A 17,590-nucleotide genomic window follows, 5' to 3' on the forward strand; every position below is an offset into this window, starting at 1 on the left:
GACCGACCATGATCGAGGAACCGCCGATCCTGACCATCCGCCCGCCAAAGCGCCGCCCCAGCGCGGCGCAGATCGCGGCCTTTCAGGGCGTGCCCACCGGCTTCGTCTGCGACGCGATGGAGGGGCGGGGCGCGCTGTCGCCCGCGATCGCGCCGCTCGGCGGCGGGCGCGATATCGACTGCCGCGCCGCGGGGCCCGCGCTGACCGCGCTGAACCGGCCCTCGGATATCCTGGCGACGCTGGCCGCGCTGGACCACGTGCAGCCGGGCGATATCGTCGTTGCTGCGTTCGGCGGGTTCCAGGGCTGCGCTGCACTGGGCGATCTGGTGACCGGCATGATGAAGAACGCAGGCGCCGCGGGGGTCGTGACCGACGGGCCGATGCGCGATTACGCGGGGCTGGTGCAGGTCGGCCTGCCCGCCTGGTGCACCGGGCTCAACCCGAACTCGCCCTTCGCCACCGGGCCGGGCGAGGTTGGTGGCCCGGTCGAGATCGGCGGGCGGACGGTCGAGACCGGCGACATGATCGTGGCCGACCGTGACGGCGTGGTCGTGGTGCCGTTTGCGCGGATCGACGCGGTGATCGCCCGGCTGGCCGAGGTTGGGCGGCTGGAGGCCGAGACCGAGGCCAGGGTCGCAGCCGGCGCGCGGCAACTGGTCGACATCGGCGCGATGATCGCCGACGGGCGCGCTGTGGTGCTGGACTAGCCCGAACCCGGGGCTGTCCCGGGTGGGCCGGGAGTGTCCGGCGATTCCGTCGGCCGGGTGGATGAAGCTCGTCCGGCTGGCGGGATCGGGCCGTGTGAAACAGCCCCCGCAGGCCCATTGAAAAATCGCGCGGGTGTTTCCGCCCTTTACCAACCCGGCTGAAACACGTCACGCTGCCCCCCTTATCGTCGCCTTGGCCGGTCCGATGCCCGTTGCATCGCCTTGGGCAGAGTGTCATTCAGACCCCGTTCCTTCGCCCCCGATCGTCGATGCCCGCACCGCCTGTCTCCTTTCGCGACACTGTCCGCACCGCCCGCGTGGCGGGCCATTTCGGCGAGCTTCTGCAGGGCCGCCTTGGCCCCGGCGGGCCGGTGGTGCTGGTGACGCTGCCCTGCGCCGTGCTGTCGGTCCGCGCGGCCTGGCGACCCGGGGGGGGCTTCGGGCTCTGGCAGGGGGCGCGGCCGGTTCTGACGCACGGGCAGGCGGTGCGGCTGTGGCGGGCGGTGCGCGGCGATGGCCCCCATGGGCGGCTGCGCCTTGCGGCGGGGATGCCGCCCGGGGGCGGGGCCGGGGCCTCGACCGCGGCGCTTCTGGCGGCGCTGCGCTGCCTCGCCGATGGCGCGCTGGCCCCCGGCGATCAGGCCGCGCTGTGCCTCGACCTCGAAGGCGCCAGCGACCCGCTGATGCACCCGCGCCCCGAGCGGATCCTCTGGGCGCCGCGCGCGGGCCGGGCTCTGGGGCGGTTGCCGCCGCTGCCCGCCGTCGAGGTGGTGGGCGGTTTCGCCGGGCCCGGGCGGCGGACCGACCCGGCGGACACCCGCTTTGCCGACATCGCCGACCTGCTGGACGACTGGCAGCGCGCGCCGGGGCTGACCCGGCTCGGCGGGCTTGCCACGGAAAGCGCCCTTCGCAACCACGTGCTGCGCGGCGGGCCGGACCCGGCGCCGGTGCTGGCGGCGGGGCGGGCGCTGGGTGCGCTGGGCGTGGTCGCGGCCCATACTGGTACCGCGCTGGGCCTTGTCTTCGTGCCCGGCGAGGTGCCCGAGGGTGCCGCTGCCGCCCTGCGCGGGCTTGGCCTGACCGACGTCCTGCGCTTTCGCGCCGGAGGCCGGGCATGAGTGCGGCGGCGATGCTGGTGGCGCTGGCGCTCGAGGCGGCGTTCGGCTGGCCCGACCGGATCCATGCCCGGATCGGGCACCCGGTGATGTGGCTCGGCGCGCTGATCTCGGCGCTTGACCGGCGCTGGAACCGGCCGGGCGACGCCGATGGCCGGCGGCTTATTCTTGGCGGGGCGGCGGTGGCGGTGACCCTCGGGGCGGCGGTGCTGCCCGCGCTGGCGCTGGCCGCGCTGCTGCCCGGCGGGGTGTTGGGCGCGATCCTCACCGGGCTTCTGGCCGCACCGCTTGTCGCCGGGCGCAGCCTTCACGATCATGTTGCGCGGGTCGCCCGGCCACTGGCCGCGGGCGATCTGCGCGCCGCGCGGGGGGCGGTGGCGATGATCGTGGGGCGCGACCCGGCGCGGCTTGACGGGCGGGGCGTGGCGCGGGCGGCGCTGGAAAGCCTGGCCGAGAACGCCTCGGACGGGGTGGTGGCGCCGGTGTTCTGGGGGGTGGTCTTCGGGCTGCCGGGGATCGCGGGCTACAAGGCGGTCAACACGCTCGACAGCATGATCGGGCACCGCAACGACCGCTATATGCATTTCGGCCGGGTCGCGGCGCGGCTTGACGATCTGGCGAACCTTGTCCCGGCACGGATCACCGGGGTTCTATTCTGCGCTGTGTCGTGGCGGCCGCGGGCGGCGCTGCGTACGATGCTGCGCGACGCCCGCGCCCACCGCTCGCCCAATGCGGGCTGGCCCGAGGCGGCGATGGCGGGCGCGCTGGGGGTGCGGCTGTCGGGGCCGCGGGTCTATGGCGACCGGATCAGCGACGAGCCCTGGCTGAACGGCACCGCCCCCGATCCTGCGCCCGGCGATCTGGACCGTGGGCTTTGGCTCTATCTGCGGGCGATGGCCGCGCTGGGGCTGCTTCTGGCGGCCCTCGCGGCTGCGGTGTGAGGCGGGAGGCAGGGGCATGACCGGCGCACGGGACCATGGCGGGGATCTTGCCGCGGCGATTACCCGCTTTGGCGGACCTCCGGCGGACTGGATCGACCTCTCGACCGGGATCAACCGCGTGCCCTTCCCGGTTCCGCCCGTCTCGGCCGAGGCCTGGCGGGCGCTGCCCGGCCGCGCGGCGCTGGACCGGCTGACCGCCGCGGCGCGGGCGGCCTGTGGCACGGGCTGGCCGGTGCTGCCGCTGGCCGGTGCGCAGGCGGCGATCCAGCTTTTGCCGCTTTTGGCGCCGGTGGGGCCGGTGCGGATCGTGGCGCCGACCTACAACGAATATGCCGGGGTGCTGGCGGGCGCGGGGCGAGTGGTCGAACCAGCGGGCGATCTTGCGGGTCTGGCAGGGGCGGGGCTGGCGGTGGTGGTGAACCCCAACAACCCCGACGGGCGGCGATGGGCGCCCGGTGATCTGCGTGCGCTGGCGGGCCGGGTCGGGCTGCTGGTCGTGGACGAAAGCTTTGCCGACCCGCATCCCGAACTGTCGCTTCTGCCCGGGGCCTGTCCGGGAAACGTCATCGTGCTGCGCTCGTTCGGCAAGTTCTACGGTCTTGCCGGGCTAAGGCTGGGCTTTGCCCTTGGCGCCGGGGATCTGATTGCGCGGATGGCCGCGGCGGCGGGGCCATGGGCGGTGTCCGGTCCCGCCATCGAGATCGGGGCGGAGGCGCTGGCTGATTTTGACTGGCGGGCGGCCAGCATCGCGCGGCTGACGGCCGAGACCGCGCGGGCCGATGCCCTGGCCGCGGCGGCGGGCTGGACATGCCTTGGCGGCACGGCCCTGTTCCGGCTGTTCGACACGCCCGATGCCGGGGCGGCGCAGCACCGGCTGGCCCGGGCGCGCATCTGGTCGCGGATCTTTCCCTATTCGCGCCGCTGGCTGCGGCTTGGCCTGCCGGGCAACCCCGGCGAGTGGAGCCGGCTTGCCGACGCGCTGGGCGCATGACGGGATCCGTCAGGGCCGCCCATGCTGGCCGGTCAGGCGCAAGTCTTGCGAACCTCGCGGGCCCGCAGCCCGGTTTCGACCAGCATGCAGCGATCACGCGCGTCGTAATAATAGCCGCGCGCATAATAGCCCACCGCCGCCGCCTCGCTGCCGTCGGACAACAGCCACGCCCCGCGCAGGTATTTCACGGCCCAGGTGAGGTTGATCTCGGCATCCAGCAACTGGTGCGGTTCGCCGCGAAACCCCATGGTGCGCGCGGTCTCGGGAAGGATCTGCATCAGCCCGTAATAGGGTCCGTTGCGCGCGTCGGGGCGATAGCCGCTTTCCCTCTGGATCACCCGGTGGACCAGGCTGCGCGGCACGCCGTAGCGGTCGGCATAGCGGTCGGCAAGCGCCCTGATCTCTGCCGTGCCTCCCGGCACGAACGTGCCCCGCGTCGTCTCGGGCGCGCCCCCGCCACAGGCCGACAGCGCCAGCGCCGCCACAAGGGCGCGGGATATCCGCATCATCCTGACCGTCATCGCCCGCCTCCGCGATCATTGCTGCCCGATTGGGGCCCGGTTGCGCGCGCGGGGCAAGGGGGTGCTGCCCGGTTGCGCGGAAATCCGCGCGGCCACTGGCGCGCCCTGGTGCCCGCGTCTAACCTTCCGGGGAAAAGAAGGGCGAGGACAGGAAGATGGACAGGGCAAGCGCGGCCGAGGTGTTCGCCGCCTTCCTCAAGCTGGGCCTGACGTCCTTTGGCGGCCCGATCGCCCATCTGGGCTATTTCCGTGACGAGTTCGTGACCCGCAGGCGCTGGCTTGACGATGCCGCCTATGCCGATCTCGTCGCGCTATGCCAGTTCCTGCCGGGGCCCGCCTCGTCGCAGGTGGGCTTTGCGCTGGGGCTGATGCGGGCCGGCTGGCGCGGGGCGCTGGCGGCCTTTGCCGGGTTCACGCTGCCCTCGGCGCTGATCCTGCTGGTGTTCGCGATGACGGCGGCCTCGATCCGGGGGCCGATCGGTATGGGCGCGCTCGACGGGCTCAAGATCGTTGCCGTCGCCATCGTCGCTCAGGCGGTCTGGGGTATGGCGCGCAGCCTCTGCCCCGACCGTGCGCGGGCCGGGATCGCCGCCGGTGCCGTTGCGGTGCTGGCCGTCGCACCCGGCGCCATCGGCATGGTGGGCGCGATCCTGGCCGGGGCCCTTGCCGGGCTGATCCTCTGCCGGGGCCCCGGCGGGGCAACGGGCGGCGCATCGCGCGGGCCTTTCGCCATGGCGGTCCCGCGGGGTGCCGCCTGGATCGCGCTGGGCCTGTTCGCGGGGCTTCTGGGGCTGCTGCCGGCGGTTGCGGTGCTGGGCCAGGCCCCGGCGGTCCTGGATGCCTTTTACCGGGCGGGGGCGCTGGTGTTCGGCGGCGGGCATGTCGTGCTGCCGCTGTTGCAGGCCGAGGTGGTCGCCCCCGGCTGGGTCACCGAGGACGCCTTTCTCGCCGGGTATGGCGCGGCACAGGCGGTGCCCGGCCCCCTGTTCACCTTCGCCGCCTATCTGGGCGCGGTGCTGGTCCCGGCGCCGAACGGCATCGCTGGCGCGGTCCTTGCGCTTGTCGGGGTGTTCCTGCCGGGGTTCCTAATCCTCGTCGGCGTGCTGCCCTTCTGGGACCGGTTCCGCGCGCTGGCCCCGGTGCAGGCGCTGATGCGGGGCGCGAACGCGGCGGTGGTGGGCATCCTGGGCGCCGCGCTCTATTCCCCGGTCTTCACCGGCGCCGTGGGCGACATGCGCGACTTCGCCCTGGCGCTGGCCTGCTTTGTCGCGCTGATGGCATGGAAGGCGCCGCCCTGGGCGGTGGTCCTGATGGCGGCGGCGGGCGGCGCGGGGCTTGCGCTGACTGCCTGAGCCGCCGCCGCTTGTTCAGTCCCGCGGCGGCTGCACCAGCCCGCGCTGCACCGCCCCGCGCGCGAGGAACCGGTCTAGATAGACGGGCAGGTTGCGAAACCCCTCCCAGCCCACGATCGGGCCCGCGTCATAGCCCACCAGAACCGTCCGCAGCCAGGGCGCGATCGCGATGTCGGCAATGGAATAGTCGCCGCAGATCCAGTCGCGCCCCTCCAGCCGGTCGTCCAGCACCTTCATCAGCCGCACCGACTCGTCCACATAGCGCGTGCGGGGGCGCGGATCCTCGATCTCGGCGCCCTTGAACCTCACGAAGTACCCCATCTGCCCGAACATCGGCCCGATGCCCCCCATCTGGAACATCAGCCATTGCAGGACCTCGTAGCGCGCGGGTGGATCGGCGGGCAGGAACTGTCCCGTCTTCTCGGCCAGATAGATCAGGATCGCGCCGCTTTCGAATAGCGCGAGCGGCGTGCCCCCGGGTCCGTCGGGGTCGATGATCGCGGGGATCTTGTTGTTCGGGTTGAGCGACAGGAACGCCTCGGAGACCTGGTCCCCCGCATTGATGTCGACCCTGTGGGCATCATAGGGCAGCCCCGTCTCCTCGAGCATGATCGACACCTTCACCCCGTTCGGCGTCGGAAAGGAATACAGCTGGATCGCGCCCGGCCTGCGCGGCGGCCAGCGCTTTGTAATCGGATGAGCAATCGTCGTGGCCATGGTACCTCTTTCTGACGGAAACCGGCGCTGTTCTGGGCGCTGGCAGGAAAAAACGCAACACGCCCGGCTGGCGCCGTCCTATCCTTGCGGCACCGTCGCATTGGTGACGCAACCTGAAACACCGATTTCCAGTGGAGTGGACATGCTGAAGGAATTTCGCGATTTCATCGCCCGGGGCAACGTGATGGACATGGCCGTGGGCATTATCATCGGGGCCGCGTTCACGGCCATCGTCACCTCGCTGGTCGAGGATCTGATCAACCCGATCATCGGCCTGTTCATGGGCGGTGTCGACTTCTCGGGGATGGGCATCCGGATCGGCGAGGGCGACAACGCCGGTGTCTTTGCCTATGGCAATTTCATCACCGCGCTGATCAATTTCCTGATCATCGCCTGGGTCGTCTTCCTGCTGGTCAAGATGGTCAACAAGGTCAAGGACATGGCGATGAAGGCCGAGCAGGCGTCGGCTGAAACGCCCGCCGGCCCCACTCAGGAAGACCTGCTGATGGAAATCCGGGACGCCCTGAAGGCGCGCGGCTGAACCAGCGGGCGGGCGCCGCCGGGCGCCCGTCCGCTCAGGCCTTCAGCGCCAGGTGCGGTGACAGCACGTCGATGCCCTGCGCCTTGCCCACCGCGTAATAGGTCAGGTGCCCGGCATGGGTGTTCAGCCCGGCCAGCAGGTGCGGGTCATCCTCGCAGGCCCGGCGCCAGCCCTTGTCGGCCAGCGCCAGCATGTGGGGCATGGTCGCATTGCCCAGCGCGATGGTCGAGGTCCGCGGTACCGCGCCCGGCATGTTGGCCACGCAGTAATGCACGATCCCGTCGACCTCGTAGATCGGGTCGTCATGGGTGGTGGGCTTCGACGTCTCGAAACAGCCCCCCTGGTCGATGGCGACATCCACCAGCACCGCGCCGTGTTTCATCCGGGCCAGGTCGCCGCGGCTGACCAGCTTGGGCGCCTCGGCGCCGGGGATCAGCACCGCGCCCACCACGAGATCGGCCCGTTCCAGCAGTTCGGCCAGCGCGCCGCCCGAGGAATAGCGCGTGCGGAACATGGGTCCGAACACGTCGTCGAGATAGCGCAGCCGCGGCAGCGACCGGTCCAGTACCGTGACCTCGGCGCCCATCCCGGCCGCGATCCGCGCCGCATGGGTGCCGACCACGCCGCCGCCGATCACCACCACCTCGGCGGGCCCGACGCCCGGCACGCCGCCCATCAGCGTGCCGCGCCCGCCATTGGCCTTCTGCAGCGCCCAGGCGCCCATCTGCGCGGCCAGCCGGCCGGCCACCTCGGACATCGGCGCCAGCAGCGGCAGCCCGCCCGCCGCATCGGTCACCGTTTCGTAGGCGATGGCGGTCACGCCGCTGTCCAGCAGGTCGCGTGTCTGGTCGGGGTCCGGGGCGAGGTGCAGATAGGTGAACAGCACCTGTCCCTCGCGCAGGCGCTTGCGTTCCCCGGCCTGGGGCTCCTTGACCTTCACGATCATTTCGGAAAGCGCGAACACCTCTTCGGCGCTGTCCGCGATCGCTGCCCCCGCCGCAGTGTAGTCCGCGTCCGCGAATCCCGCGCCCAGCCCCGCGCCGGGTTCGACCAGCACCTCGTGGCCATGGGCCACCGCCTCGCGAACGGCATGGGGCGTCAGCCCCACCCGGTATTCCTGCGGCTTGATTTCCTTCGGGCAACCGATGCGCATTGTGTGTCTCCCTTCCTCCTTGGGGCATGATGCCGCAGTCTGCGGGGGAGTGCATTGAAAACCGGGCGCCTTCCTTCGTGCGATCGCGCGGAAATCGTGCAAGTTTGGGGCCGATCCTCGAAGGAATCCGCGAATCGATGGAGCTGGACGACACCGACAGGCGCCTGCTGAGGGTGCTTCAGAAACAGGGCCGCATCTCGAACGCTGATCTGAGCGAGCGGGTGAACCTCTCGCCGTCGGCCTGTCACCGCCGGGTCGCCCGGCTGGAATCGCAGGGATACATCCGCGACTACGTCGCGCTTCTCGATCCGCGCAAGCTGGGGCGCCCGACGACCGTCTTCGTCGAGATCACGCTGTCCGGCCAAGCCGACGAGGTGCTGGAGGCCTTCGAAAAGGCGGTCGCGCGGGTGCCGGACATTCTGGAATGTCACCTCATGGCGGGCAGCGCCGATTACCTGCTGAAGGTCGTGGCCGAGGATTCCGAGGATTTCGCCCGCATCCACCGGCAATATCTCACGCGGTTGCCGGGGGTCGCGCGCATGCAATCCTCGTTCGCGCTTCGGACCGTGTTCAAGACCACCGCCCTGCCGGTCTAGCGGGGCACGGGCGCCGGCCCCGGTTGGGCGCGCCGGGCTCTGTCTTCGCACCCGGGCATGGCCCCCCTTGACCCCTCAAAACAACAAACCCCCGGGCAGAGCCGCGGGGGTCGTCGCACGGGGCCGAAGCCCCTGTTCGCCATGTCGACGGGCCTAGAGAAGCCCTTCGCGCTGCGCTTTCTTCCGCGCCAGCTTGCGGGCACGGCGGATGGCCTCGGCCTTCTCGCGCGCCTTCTTCTCGGACGGCTTCTCGAAATGCTGCTTGAGCTTCATCTCGCGAAACACGCCCTCGCGCTGAAGCTTTTTCTTCAACGCGCGAAGCGCCTGGTCGACATTGTTGTCGCGAACACTGACCTGCATGTGGGTGTCACCACCTTTCCTGTTAGAGTTTCGATTACAGGCAGGAGGTGGCCGTATAGCAAAGCCCCGCTAACTTGTCTATACAGCGACCCGACAACAGGAGGGCACGGAATGACCGACACGCCGACCGGCATGGATCATGTCAAGGAACAGCTTCTCGATGCGGCCATGCTGCATGTGCCCTTCGACGGCTGGAGCGAGGCCGCCTTTCGCGCGGCGGTGGCCGATTCGGGTGTCGAGCTACAGCTTGCGCGCGCCGCCTGCCCGCGCGGCGGGGTGGATCTTGCCGTGGCCTACCACCGGCGTGGCGACGACGAGATGGCGCGCCGCCTGAACGCCGTCGATCTGGCCGAGATGCGCATCCGGGACAAGGTGGCGCTGGCGATCCGCTACCGGATCGAGGCGGTGGACGACAAGGAGGTGGTCCGCCGCGGCGCGACGCTCTTTGCCCTGCCGCAATACGCCTCTGATGGCTCGCGCCTTGTCTGGGGCACCGCGGACCGGATCTGGATGGCCCTTGGTGACAGCTCGGATGACGTGAACTGGTACACCAAGCGCGCCTCGCTGTCCGCGGTCTATGGTGCGACGGTCCTGTACTGGCTGGGCGACGAGACGCCCGGTCACCAGGCCACGTGGGAGTTCCTGGACCGCCGCATCGAGAACGTGATGCAGTTCGAGAAGGCCAAGGCGCAGGCGCGGAAGAACTGGCTGCTCAAGCCGCTGCTCTTCGGTCCGAACCTGATCGCCAGCCAGATCAGGCCGCCCCACGCCCGGCCCCGCCTTCGCATGCCGGGCTCGCTGACGCCGCGCACGGAGTGAGCATGACCCTTTCCGCAACGATGCGCGCGGTGGAAATCACCGAGGCCGGTGGCCCCGACGTTCTGCGCCCGGCCGAGCGGCCGGTGCCCGTGCCCGGCGCGGGCGAGATCCTGATCCGGCTGGCCTATGCCGGCGTGAACCGGCCCGATGCACTGCAGCGGGCCGGGCTCTACGCGCCGCCGTCCTGGGCCTCGGACCTGCCGGGACTGGAAGGCGCGGGCGAGGTCGTCGCGCTGGGGCCTGACGTGTCCGGGCCGGCGGTCGGCGATCTGGTCTGTGCGCTGTTGCCGGGCGGTGGCTATGCGGAATACGTGGTTACCCCCGCGGCGCATGCGCTGCCGGTGCCCGAGGGACTGGACCTGAAACAGGCCGCCTGCCTGCCCGAGACCTTCTTTACTGTCTGGTCGAACGTCTTCCAGCGCGGCGGGCTGGTGGCGGGCGAGCGGTTCCTGGTCCATGGCGGGTCGTCGGGCATCGGCACCACCGCGATCCAGCTGGCCCATGTCTTCGGCGCGCGGGTCTTTGCGACCGCGGGCAGCCCCGAGAAATGCGCGGCCTGCGTGGCGCTGGGGGCAGAGCGCGCCATCGACTACCGCGAAGAGGATTTCGTCGAGGTGCTGCGCGCCGAGGGCGGGGCCGATCTGATCCTCGACATGGTGGGCGGTGACTACTTGCCCAGGAATGTTCGCGCTCTGGCCGACGAAGGGCGGCTGGTGCAGATCGCCTTTCTCAAGGGGCCGAAGGTGGAACTGAACTTCGCCCAGGTGATGATGCGGCGGCTGACGATCACGGGTTCGACCCTGCGCCCGCAATCGGACCTTGCCAAGGCGCGGATCGCGGCGGACCTGCGCGAGAAGGTGTGGCCTCTGATCGCCGCGGGGCGCGTGCTGCCGGTGATGGACAGCGAATTCCCGCTGGCTGACGCCACTGCCGCCCACGCCCGCATGGAATCGAGCGCCCATGTCGGAAAGATCGTCCTGAAGGTGGCCTGACAGCGACCGGCCTGCGAAACGCATTGTTTCGATCCTGCTTCTGGCCATCTTCCTGCCACAGAATTACCTTGATGGAACTGGCCGCGACCTGCGGCCGGACCTGTAAACGGTGGTCCTGGTGGTGAATATGCGCGTTTTTGGTGTGGCCGGTCTGGCCCTTGTCGGCTCGCTGGCCGTTGCGTCGGCCTCGACGATCGATCTCGACTATGTCGGGCAGGAAAAAGGGGCGGTGAATACCTATTTCCGCTTCCTGGGAAAGAACATGGGGGCCAGTGCGGGCGGGTTCACCTTTGACGTGGCCGGCACGGGCGACCGGCTGCTGGGCTGGTGCGTCGATATCGACCATGTCCTGATCCAGAGCGCGACGCCCTACACGCCCAATCCCGGCCTTTTCGGCAGCGAGGTGGTCACCAATCTCGACCGGCTGTTCACCCAGCACTACGCCGACGTGGTGGATGCGGTCAGTTCGGCGGCGTTCCAGGTGGCGATCTGGGAACTGGTCTATGATGGCGGCAATGTCAGCCTTGGCGGGGGTGCGTTCTCGCTGCGCGGCGCGACGCCCGACAGCGTCGAGGACAAGGCTGCCGATTTCCTGGTGCTCGACGAACGGGCAGGGGGGTATCTCCTGACCTTCCTCGACTCGCAGGCGAGCCCGGTCAAGAGCCAGAACCTCGTGACGGCCGCACCGGCCCCGGTTCCGCTGCCGGCCTCGGCGGCGCTGATGCTTGCCGGTCTGGCCGCGTTCGCATTTGCACGGCAGGGCCGCCGCGCCTGATCGGCGCGCAGGCGGCCCGGGCCGGCAAAAGGCCGCCGCCCGCTCTCGATCCCGGGCGTGTTTGGGGGAACGCGCTCGTGGCGTCGGCGGGACAAGGCGGCCGGCCCCGCCCTGATCGGGCGGGGCCGGCGAGTTTCGCGCCGGGCGTTTCCTAGTGGATTGCCTCCATCAGCGCGTCACGCAGGTCGCAATCCTCGATCACGTCATCGCCGCAGAGCCGGGGCTTTAGATCGCGGGTCAGGCAAAGCCGCGCCTCCTGGATGCGGCCGGCCTTGCAGGTGATCGTCAGCATGTCGGGCCGCCACCCGGGGTTGGCCTGCAGGAACGCCTCTTCCACCACGGCGGCGGGCAGGCGCACGCCATCGGGCAGCTTGCCGAAAACGTCGGGCCGATTGACCGTGTCGTAGGCGCGCCGGGAAAGCGCGAAATATTCTGCCGAGGACAGACCGGAACAGCGCCCGTGCTTGTTCCACTGGTGCCAGGCGGCGCCGGGGCTGCCCATGATGTCGGCCATTGCGCGGGTTTCGCGTCGCGAGGGCCTGGGCTTCGTTGTCGGGCAGTTGCTGGGCCAGCCGCGTTCGTATTGCGGCCAAAGCCCGTGCAAGACCCAGCCGCGGCTGGCGCCATCGTCGCATTGCGGACTGTCGCGGCGCTCGCCTTCGAGCGTGCACCATGTCGGGGACCAGCTGAGCGACAGCACGTAGTAATCGAATGCCCCGGCCGTTTCACCTTCGGCGCGGGCGATCGTGGCAGTCAGAACCAGCAGGACGAGCCAGCGCATTTTCTCTTTTCTCCGGACCCGTTGCCGACTATATACGCGGTCAATCTCCCCGAAAACGAGGATTGGCGCCACACCGGCGCAGCCGTTTTCCCGGCTGGGGAGCCTTTTGTTTGTTCGAGAGGAGTTTCACCCATGAACAAGCCGATCATGGCCAAGGCCACCGCAGTCTGGCTGGTAGACAACACGACGCTGAGTTTCAAGCAGATCGCCGAATTCTGCGGCATGCATGAACTCGAGGTCCAGGGGATCGCCGATGGCGATGTCGCCACGGGCGTCAAGGGCTTTGACCCGATCGCCAACAGCCAGCTTGACCCGGTCGAGATCCGCAAGGGCGAGGCCGATCCGCTCTACCGGCTCAAGCTCAAGTTCAATCCCGCCGCCGTCGGCGAGGAGAAGCGGCGCGGGCCCCGCTATACCCCGCTGTCCAAGCGTCAGGACCGGCCTGCGGCGATACTGTGGCTGGTCAAGTTCCATCCCGAACTGTCGGACGGCCAGATCTCCAAGCTGGTCGGCACCACCAAGCCGACGATCCAGTCGATTCGCGAACGGACCCACTGGAACATCTCGAACATCCAGCCGATCGACCCCGTGGCGCTGGGGCTCTGCCGGCAGAGCGAGCTTGACGCCGCCGTGCAGAAGGCGGCCAAGGCCAGGGCGGCCGACGGCGCGCTGATGTCGGACGACGAGCGGCGCAAGCTGGTGTCGACCGAACAATCGCTCGGGATGGATCCCGAGCCGCGCCTTCCGACCGCGATCTCGGGGCTTGAGACCTTCACGCTGTCGGGTGCGCGGGACGACGACGAGGAAGACGACACGATCCCCGACGCGGACAGCTTCTTCAACCTGCCCGATGCGGACGATGACGAGGACGACGAGGACGACGAGGACCGGCGCTAGGCGAGGTCCCGGTCAGGATCGCGCGCCCGGACCGCCCGGCGCGCGATCACGGCCATCAGCGCCAGGGGAACCACCACGCCCGGCGACATCGTCATGCCGATCGGCAGGCTGCCAAGCGGCAGGGCGGCGATGAAAACGGCCAGCATGACCGCCTTTTCGAACGCCAGCGCGCCCGTGCGTTCGATCTCGCGGAACAGCACCAGCATCGGCACCACCAGAACCGTCCAGTCGTAAAGGAAGTTGTGCGGCGAAGCGGGCACCATCGCGGCCACCGTGAACGCGAACAGCAGCGGGAGCGGTACCCGCCGGCGCGCCATCAGCAGGATCGCCGCGGCCACGGCCGCGATGAAGCCAAGCTGCACCAGCCGGGCGGTTCCGGCCCCGGCCCCCATCCCGAGTACCAGCGCATGGGGCGAGGCGATCCGCGCCATCGGAAAGCTGCCCGCCGTGCCGTGGAACTGCGAGAGATTGCGCAGGTTCTCGGCGAAGAAGGCCTGCCAGGGGGCGACGCCGTAGGCGACCAGCGACAGGCCAACCGCTACGGCGACGGTCGCGGCGGCGGCGCCGATCGCCCGCCACTGGCCAAGAGCCGCCAGGAGCACCGGGAACAGGATGGCGAGGTGCGGCTTGTAGCACAGGCAGCCCAATGCGACGCCGGCCAGCGCGGGGCGGACGGCCAGCGCGCGGAAGGCCCAGATGACCAGCGCCGCCGTCAGAAATCCGTTCTGTCCGTCGAAGAGGTTGTAGAACACCGGGGCCGAGGCCGCGATCGCCCAGGCCTCGTCCCGATGGCGGATCAGCGGGCGCACAGCCAGCGCGAACAGGGCCGCCGTGACGGTGGTCCAGGCCGCAAGCGCGGCGAAATAGGGCAAGTGCGCCAGAGGTTCCAGCGGCAGGAAAAAGACTGGCGGGTAGTACCAGCCCAGGAGGTTGTCCATGCCCGGCAGGATCGTCGAATAGACCTGCTTCAGCGCGTCCGGATCATAGGCCTGGGCCGCGGCACCGCTGGCGGCCATCCGGGCGGCGGCGTGGAAGACGATGAAATCCCCGCCCGGGTTCGCCACGCCCGACAAGGGCCGCGCGAGCCAGTAGCCGATGGTCAGCACGGCCGAAACGAGATAGCCCAGCACGATGATGCGCGGATAGGTGCGCAGGCGGTCTTCGTTGAAAAAGGCCAATGGCAAACTCGTCCGGGAAATCCGACCTGATGACAGGCTGCCCGCTGCGGCCCATGCAAGTCAACGGCGGGAATGACGCGCGCCACCCGACTGTCGGACACCCGTTTGCGGGCGCCGTCGTCCGGCCCCGCACTGCTGCCCGCCAGCCGAGGCGCCGCGATCACATGCCGAGGCTTTGCAGGTAGGCAATCACCGCCGCACGATCCGCCGCCTTGTCAAGGCCGGCGAAGGTCATTGCCGTGCCCGGGGCGTAGTCCCGGGGATTGGTGATGAACGCGTCGATCCGCTCGGGCGTCCATTCGCCGTCGAGACCTGTCATCGCATCAGAGTACTTGAACTCCGACACCGACGCCACCGCGCGGCCCACCACGTTGTAGAGCGATGGGCCAACCATGTGGACCCCTTCCTCGACCCTGTGGCAGGCGCGACATTCCTTGAAAACCCGTTCTCCCGCCGCGGGGTCGGCTGCGGCCAGCAACTCTTCGAAGCTCTGTTCCTCGGCCGGGGCTGCGGGCGCCTCTTCCTCGTCCCGCAGGATCACATAGGCTGGTTCCTCGAGGTCCCGGTTGGTGAAAAGACCGCCGCTTGCCAGGTTGACGACGAAGAAGATCGCCAGGGCAAGGCACAAGGCGGCCGCGAATTTGATGAAGCCCAAGATGGCCGACATGTCGATTTCCCGTTTTTCCCGGGTCTTTCCTATGCGCTTCAACTCTGCCATTGCAAGGTTTATCAACCCGCGCACAGCCCGAAGACCCGGCCAAGGAGGGCCCGCCCCATGACCCGACGCATCGCCTTCCAGGGAGAGCCCGGCGCCTATTCGCACCAGGCCTGCCGCGACGCCCGCCCGCAGATGGAGGCCGTGCCCTGCCGGACCTTCGAGGACGTGATCGATGCCGTGCGGAACGGCGAGGCGGACCTTGCGATGCTGCCGGTCGAGAACTCGACCTACGGGCGGGTGGCCGACATCCACCAGCTCTTGCCCGACTCCGGACTGCACATCGTCGAAGAGGCCTTCGTTCGGGTGCATATCAACCTCCTGGGCGTGCCGGGGGCGCGGCTGGACGAGATCCGCCGGGCGATGAGCCACACGGTGCTGCTGGGCCAGTGCCGCGACTTCCTGCAGGCGCGCGGAATTCACCGGGTGACGGGGGCCGATACCGCGGGGTCGGCCCGGCATGTCGCCGAGGAGGGCGACCGGGCGCTGGCGGCGCTGGCGGGCGACCTTGCGGCCGAGATCTACGGGCTGGATGTTCTTGCCCGGCATATCGAGGATCACGACAAGAACACCACGCGGTTCCTGCTGATGGCGCGCAAGCCCGACTGGTCGCGGCGCGGCGATCTGGGGATGATGACGACCTTCGTGTTCCAGGTGCGCAATATCCCGGCCGCGCTTTACAAGGCGATGGGGGGCTTTGCCACCAACGGCGTGAACATGACCAAGCTGGAAAGCTACATGGTCGACGGGTCATTCACCGCGACCCAGTTCTATGCCGATATCGAGGGCCACCCCGAGGATCCGAATGTCAGGCTGGCGCTTGAGGAACTGGACTATTTCACCACCAAGACCGAGATCCTGGGGGTTTACCCGGCGGATCGCAAACGCCACTAGGACGGGGCTAGAAGTCGGTTCCGTGGAAGGTGCCGGCCTCGAGTTCGCGGGCAAAGCGGGCGACGCCCGACTTGAATCGCTCTGACATCCGGCCTTTTGCCAGGTGCAGGGTCTGCAGCAGCAGCCGCGCCTGAAACGATTGCGGGCGCAGGTCGACCGCGACCGCCAGCCGGGTCCGCTGCGGTGCCAGGCGCAAGAGGTCGAGCGTGCTGACGCCGGTCAGGTCGTTGACCGTCGATTGCACGACCAGGTTCTCGGGCGGCAGGAATGTCGTCAACTCGCTGTGCAGCGCGCGGCGCTTGCCACGGAAGGTAAACCGGGCGGTCCAGGCCATGCCCGGCCCCGGTGCCTCAAGCGAGTCAAGGCGGGTGATCTCGGCGCCCCGGCGCATCGCGGCGCGCTCCAGCCGGTCGAAATCCGAGATCACCGCGAAGACCTCCTCGATGGGGAGCCCGATATCCTCTCGTGTGGAAAACTTCATCGTGCCATCGCCCGTTTCGCCGTTCCCATCAGATCTTGCGTCAATCCAGCCGGTCCGCAAGCCACAATCCGAGGATGAAATGGGCGATCGCGCCTTTTCGCGCAGGCAGGATGTCATCGCGCTCGCCGGCGAAGGCGGCCAGCAGGTCTTCGCGCGTGATCCAGCGGGCGGCTTCGAGTTCGACGGGATCCAGCGTTATCTCGCGGGCGGTCGCGTGCCCGTGGCAACCGATCATCAGAGAGGCCGGAAAGGGCCATGGCTGGCTGGCGAGGTAGGAAACCGGGCCGACCGGGATGCCGGCCTCTTCCATCACCTCGCGGCGGACCGCCGCCTCGATGGTCTCGCCCGGTTCGACAAAGCCTGCCAGCAGCGAGAACATCCCCTCGGGCCAGCCCGGCGACCGGCCCAGAAGAACGGAATTGCCGTGCGTGATCAGCATGATGACCACCGGATCGGTGCGCGGGAAGTGCTGGCCGCCGCAGGACGGGCAGTCGCGTTGCCAGCCCGCCTGGATGACGCGGCTTTCAGCCCCGCAACGGGCGCAGAACCGGTGGGTGGCATGCCAGCCGAGGATGGCCCTCGCCGTGGCGGCAAACTCGGCGTCCAGCGCCGACAACCGCGTCATCTCGCGGCGCAGTTCCGCGAAGACGTGGTCTTCGGGCAGATCCGGGTGGCGCTGTTCGGACGGATCGGCAAAGGCGCCAAGCGTTCCAGGCAGGTCGGCTGGCTGCCAGTCGGACAGATCCACCGCGAACCGGGCGTGACCCCCGGCAAGACCCAGGAACACCGCGTCGGTGCCCTGGCTGGCGAGTACCGGATGGTCCGCCGCAAGCCATCCGAGCCCGTCGGCACAGACCAGCGGCTTGCCCTGCCAGAGCGGCAGAGCCCGCGCCGCCCCGTTGCTGCGCAGGTCTGCCAGCGCGGCGCGGTCGGAACGCAGATGCGCCGCCCGGTCGAGCCCGCCGCCCCCGCCGAATGTCACCCGCTCTGCCAGCCGCATCCACGTTCTCCACGGTCAGATCCGTGCCTGCCATGTCACGTCTTTGGGCGCGATGGAAGCGTGC

General features: G+C 69.4%; 21 protein-coding genes. 12 read left to right on the forward strand and 9 right to left on the reverse strand.

The annotated features are described in order from the left end of the window. Positions 1–8: 8 nt before the first annotated feature. The 4 genes from EV655_RS07290 (at position 9) to cobD (ending at position 3,754) form a co-directional block, all read left to right on the forward strand. Complete coding sequence (locus EV655_RS07290; RefSeq protein ID WP_132543346.1) at positions 9–707, forward strand: RraA family protein; 699 nt, start codon at positions 9–11, stop codon at positions 705–707. A gap of 269 nt (positions 708–976) precedes the next feature. After that, positions 977–1,825, forward strand: a complete 849-nt coding sequence (locus EV655_RS07295) for a propanediol utilization protein (protein ID WP_132543348.1) — start codon at positions 977–979, stop codon at positions 1,823–1,825. Next, entirely contained in the window at positions 1,822–2,763 is a 942-nt protein-coding gene (gene cbiB, locus EV655_RS07300; RefSeq protein ID WP_132543350.1) for an adenosylcobinamide-phosphate synthase CbiB, read from the forward strand. Before EV655_RS07295 ends, cbiB begins: the two co-directional genes overlap by 4 nt. A 16-nt stretch (positions 2,764–2,779) precedes the next feature. Beyond that, entirely contained in the window at positions 2,780–3,754 is a 975-nt protein-coding gene (gene cobD, locus EV655_RS07305) for a threonine-phosphate decarboxylase CobD (protein WP_132543352.1), read from the forward strand. A 32-nt stretch (positions 3,755–3,786) separates the two neighbouring features. On the opposite strand, the gene EV655_RS07310 is transcribed toward cobD, so the two are convergent. Beyond that, on the reverse strand, positions 3,787–4,275 hold the full coding sequence (locus EV655_RS07310) for a lytic transglycosylase domain-containing protein (RefSeq protein ID WP_243645020.1): 489 nt from the start codon (positions 4,273–4,275) through the stop codon (positions 3,787–3,789). A 155-nt stretch (positions 4,276–4,430) separates the two neighbouring features. Between EV655_RS07310 and chrA the strand changes: the two genes are divergently transcribed. Beyond that, positions 4,431–5,627 (forward strand): chromate efflux transporter, encoded by a 1,197-nt coding sequence (gene chrA, locus EV655_RS07315; RefSeq protein ID WP_132543354.1) that lies wholly within the window; start codon positions 4,431–4,433, stop codon positions 5,625–5,627. Positions 5,628–5,642: 15 nt separating this feature from the next. Here the strand turns inward: chrA and EV655_RS07320 are convergent, their stop codons facing one another. Beyond that, on the reverse strand, positions 5,643–6,236 hold the full coding sequence (locus tag EV655_RS07320) for a glutathione S-transferase family protein (protein ID WP_243645021.1): 594 nt from the start codon (positions 6,234–6,236) through the stop codon (positions 5,643–5,645). Between the two features lie 244 nt (positions 6,237–6,480). On the opposite strand from EV655_RS07320, the gene mscL reads away from it, so the two are divergent. Next, positions 6,481–6,885: a large conductance mechanosensitive channel protein MscL gene (gene mscL, locus EV655_RS07325; protein ID WP_207901940.1), complete on the forward strand. Its 405-nt coding sequence runs from the start codon at positions 6,481–6,483 to the stop codon at positions 6,883–6,885. Positions 6,886–6,919: 34 nt separating this feature from the next. Here the strand turns inward: mscL and ald are convergent, their stop codons facing one another. Then, complete coding sequence (ald, locus tag EV655_RS07330; RefSeq protein WP_132543360.1) at positions 6,920–8,038, reverse strand: alanine dehydrogenase; 1,119 nt, start codon at positions 8,036–8,038, stop codon at positions 6,920–6,922. Between the two features lie 137 nt (positions 8,039–8,175). On the opposite strand from ald, the gene EV655_RS07335 reads away from it, so the two are divergent. Next, positions 8,176–8,634 (forward strand): Lrp/AsnC family transcriptional regulator, encoded by a 459-nt coding sequence (locus EV655_RS07335; protein WP_132543362.1) that lies wholly within the window; start codon positions 8,176–8,178, stop codon positions 8,632–8,634. A 153-nt stretch (positions 8,635–8,787) separates the two neighbouring features. Here EV655_RS07335 and rpsU read toward each other — a convergent pair whose 3' ends face one another. Continuing rightward, positions 8,788–8,994 (reverse strand): 30S ribosomal protein S21, encoded by a 207-nt coding sequence (rpsU, locus tag EV655_RS07340; protein ID WP_005614280.1) that lies wholly within the window; start codon positions 8,992–8,994, stop codon positions 8,788–8,790. A 111-nt stretch (positions 8,995–9,105) separates the two neighbouring features. Between rpsU and EV655_RS07345 the strand changes: the two genes are divergently transcribed. From EV655_RS07345 to EV655_RS07355, 3 genes are all read left to right on the forward strand, one after another. Continuing rightward, positions 9,106–9,813, forward strand: coding sequence for a COQ9 family protein (locus tag EV655_RS07345; protein ID WP_243645022.1), 708 nt, complete (start codon positions 9,106–9,108; stop codon positions 9,811–9,813). 2 nt (positions 9,814–9,815) lie between these two features. After that, a complete protein-coding gene (locus EV655_RS07350; RefSeq protein WP_132543364.1) occupies positions 9,816–10,805 on the forward strand; it encodes an NAD(P)H-quinone oxidoreductase in 990 nt (329 codons plus the stop codon). Between the two features lie 127 nt (positions 10,806–10,932). Next, entirely contained in the window at positions 10,933–11,580 is a 648-nt protein-coding gene (locus EV655_RS07355) for a PEP-CTERM sorting domain-containing protein (RefSeq protein ID WP_132543366.1), read from the forward strand. A 151-nt stretch (positions 11,581–11,731) separates the two neighbouring features. Here EV655_RS07355 and EV655_RS07360 read toward each other — a convergent pair whose 3' ends face one another. Further along, positions 11,732–12,361 (reverse strand): ribonuclease T2 family protein, encoded by a 630-nt coding sequence (locus EV655_RS07360; RefSeq protein ID WP_132543368.1) that lies wholly within the window; start codon positions 12,359–12,361, stop codon positions 11,732–11,734. A gap of 132 nt (positions 12,362–12,493) precedes the next feature. Between EV655_RS07360 and EV655_RS07365 the strand changes: the two genes are divergently transcribed. Continuing rightward, on the forward strand, positions 12,494–13,258 hold the full coding sequence (locus tag EV655_RS07365; protein ID WP_132543370.1) for a DUF1013 domain-containing protein: 765 nt from the start codon (positions 12,494–12,496) through the stop codon (positions 13,256–13,258). On the opposite strand, the gene EV655_RS07370 is transcribed toward EV655_RS07365, so the two are convergent. Both EV655_RS07370 and EV655_RS07375 read right to left on the reverse strand, forming a co-directional pair. After that, on the reverse strand, positions 13,255–14,436 hold the full coding sequence (locus EV655_RS07370; protein WP_132543372.1) for a glycosyltransferase family 87 protein: 1,182 nt from the start codon (positions 14,434–14,436) through the stop codon (positions 13,255–13,257). The genes EV655_RS07365 and EV655_RS07370 overlap by 4 nt on opposite strands. Before the next feature lie 160 nt (positions 14,437–14,596). Continuing rightward, positions 14,597–15,103, reverse strand: coding sequence for a c-type cytochrome (locus EV655_RS07375; protein WP_165905295.1), 507 nt, complete (start codon positions 15,101–15,103; stop codon positions 14,597–14,599). 108 nt (positions 15,104–15,211) lie between these two features. Between EV655_RS07375 and EV655_RS07380 the strand changes: the two genes are divergently transcribed. Then, entirely contained in the window at positions 15,212–16,045 is an 834-nt protein-coding gene (locus tag EV655_RS07380; RefSeq protein WP_132543376.1) for a prephenate dehydratase, read from the forward strand. A 7-nt stretch (positions 16,046–16,052) separates the two neighbouring features. Here EV655_RS07380 and EV655_RS07385 read toward each other — a convergent pair whose 3' ends face one another. After that, positions 16,053–16,526 (reverse strand): SRPBCC family protein, encoded by a 474-nt coding sequence (locus EV655_RS07385; protein ID WP_165905296.1) that lies wholly within the window; start codon positions 16,524–16,526, stop codon positions 16,053–16,055. Positions 16,527–16,566: 40 nt separating this feature from the next. After that, complete coding sequence (nudC, locus tag EV655_RS07390; RefSeq protein ID WP_132543380.1) at positions 16,567–17,526, reverse strand: NAD(+) diphosphatase; 960 nt, start codon at positions 17,524–17,526, stop codon at positions 16,567–16,569. Positions 17,527–17,590 lie beyond the last annotated feature (64 nt).

Origin of the sequence: Rhodovulum euryhalinum (assembly GCF_004342445.1) — a bacterium.
GTDB classification, from domain to species: domain Bacteria; phylum Pseudomonadota; class Alphaproteobacteria; order Rhodobacterales; family Rhodobacteraceae; genus Rhodovulum; species Rhodovulum euryhalinum.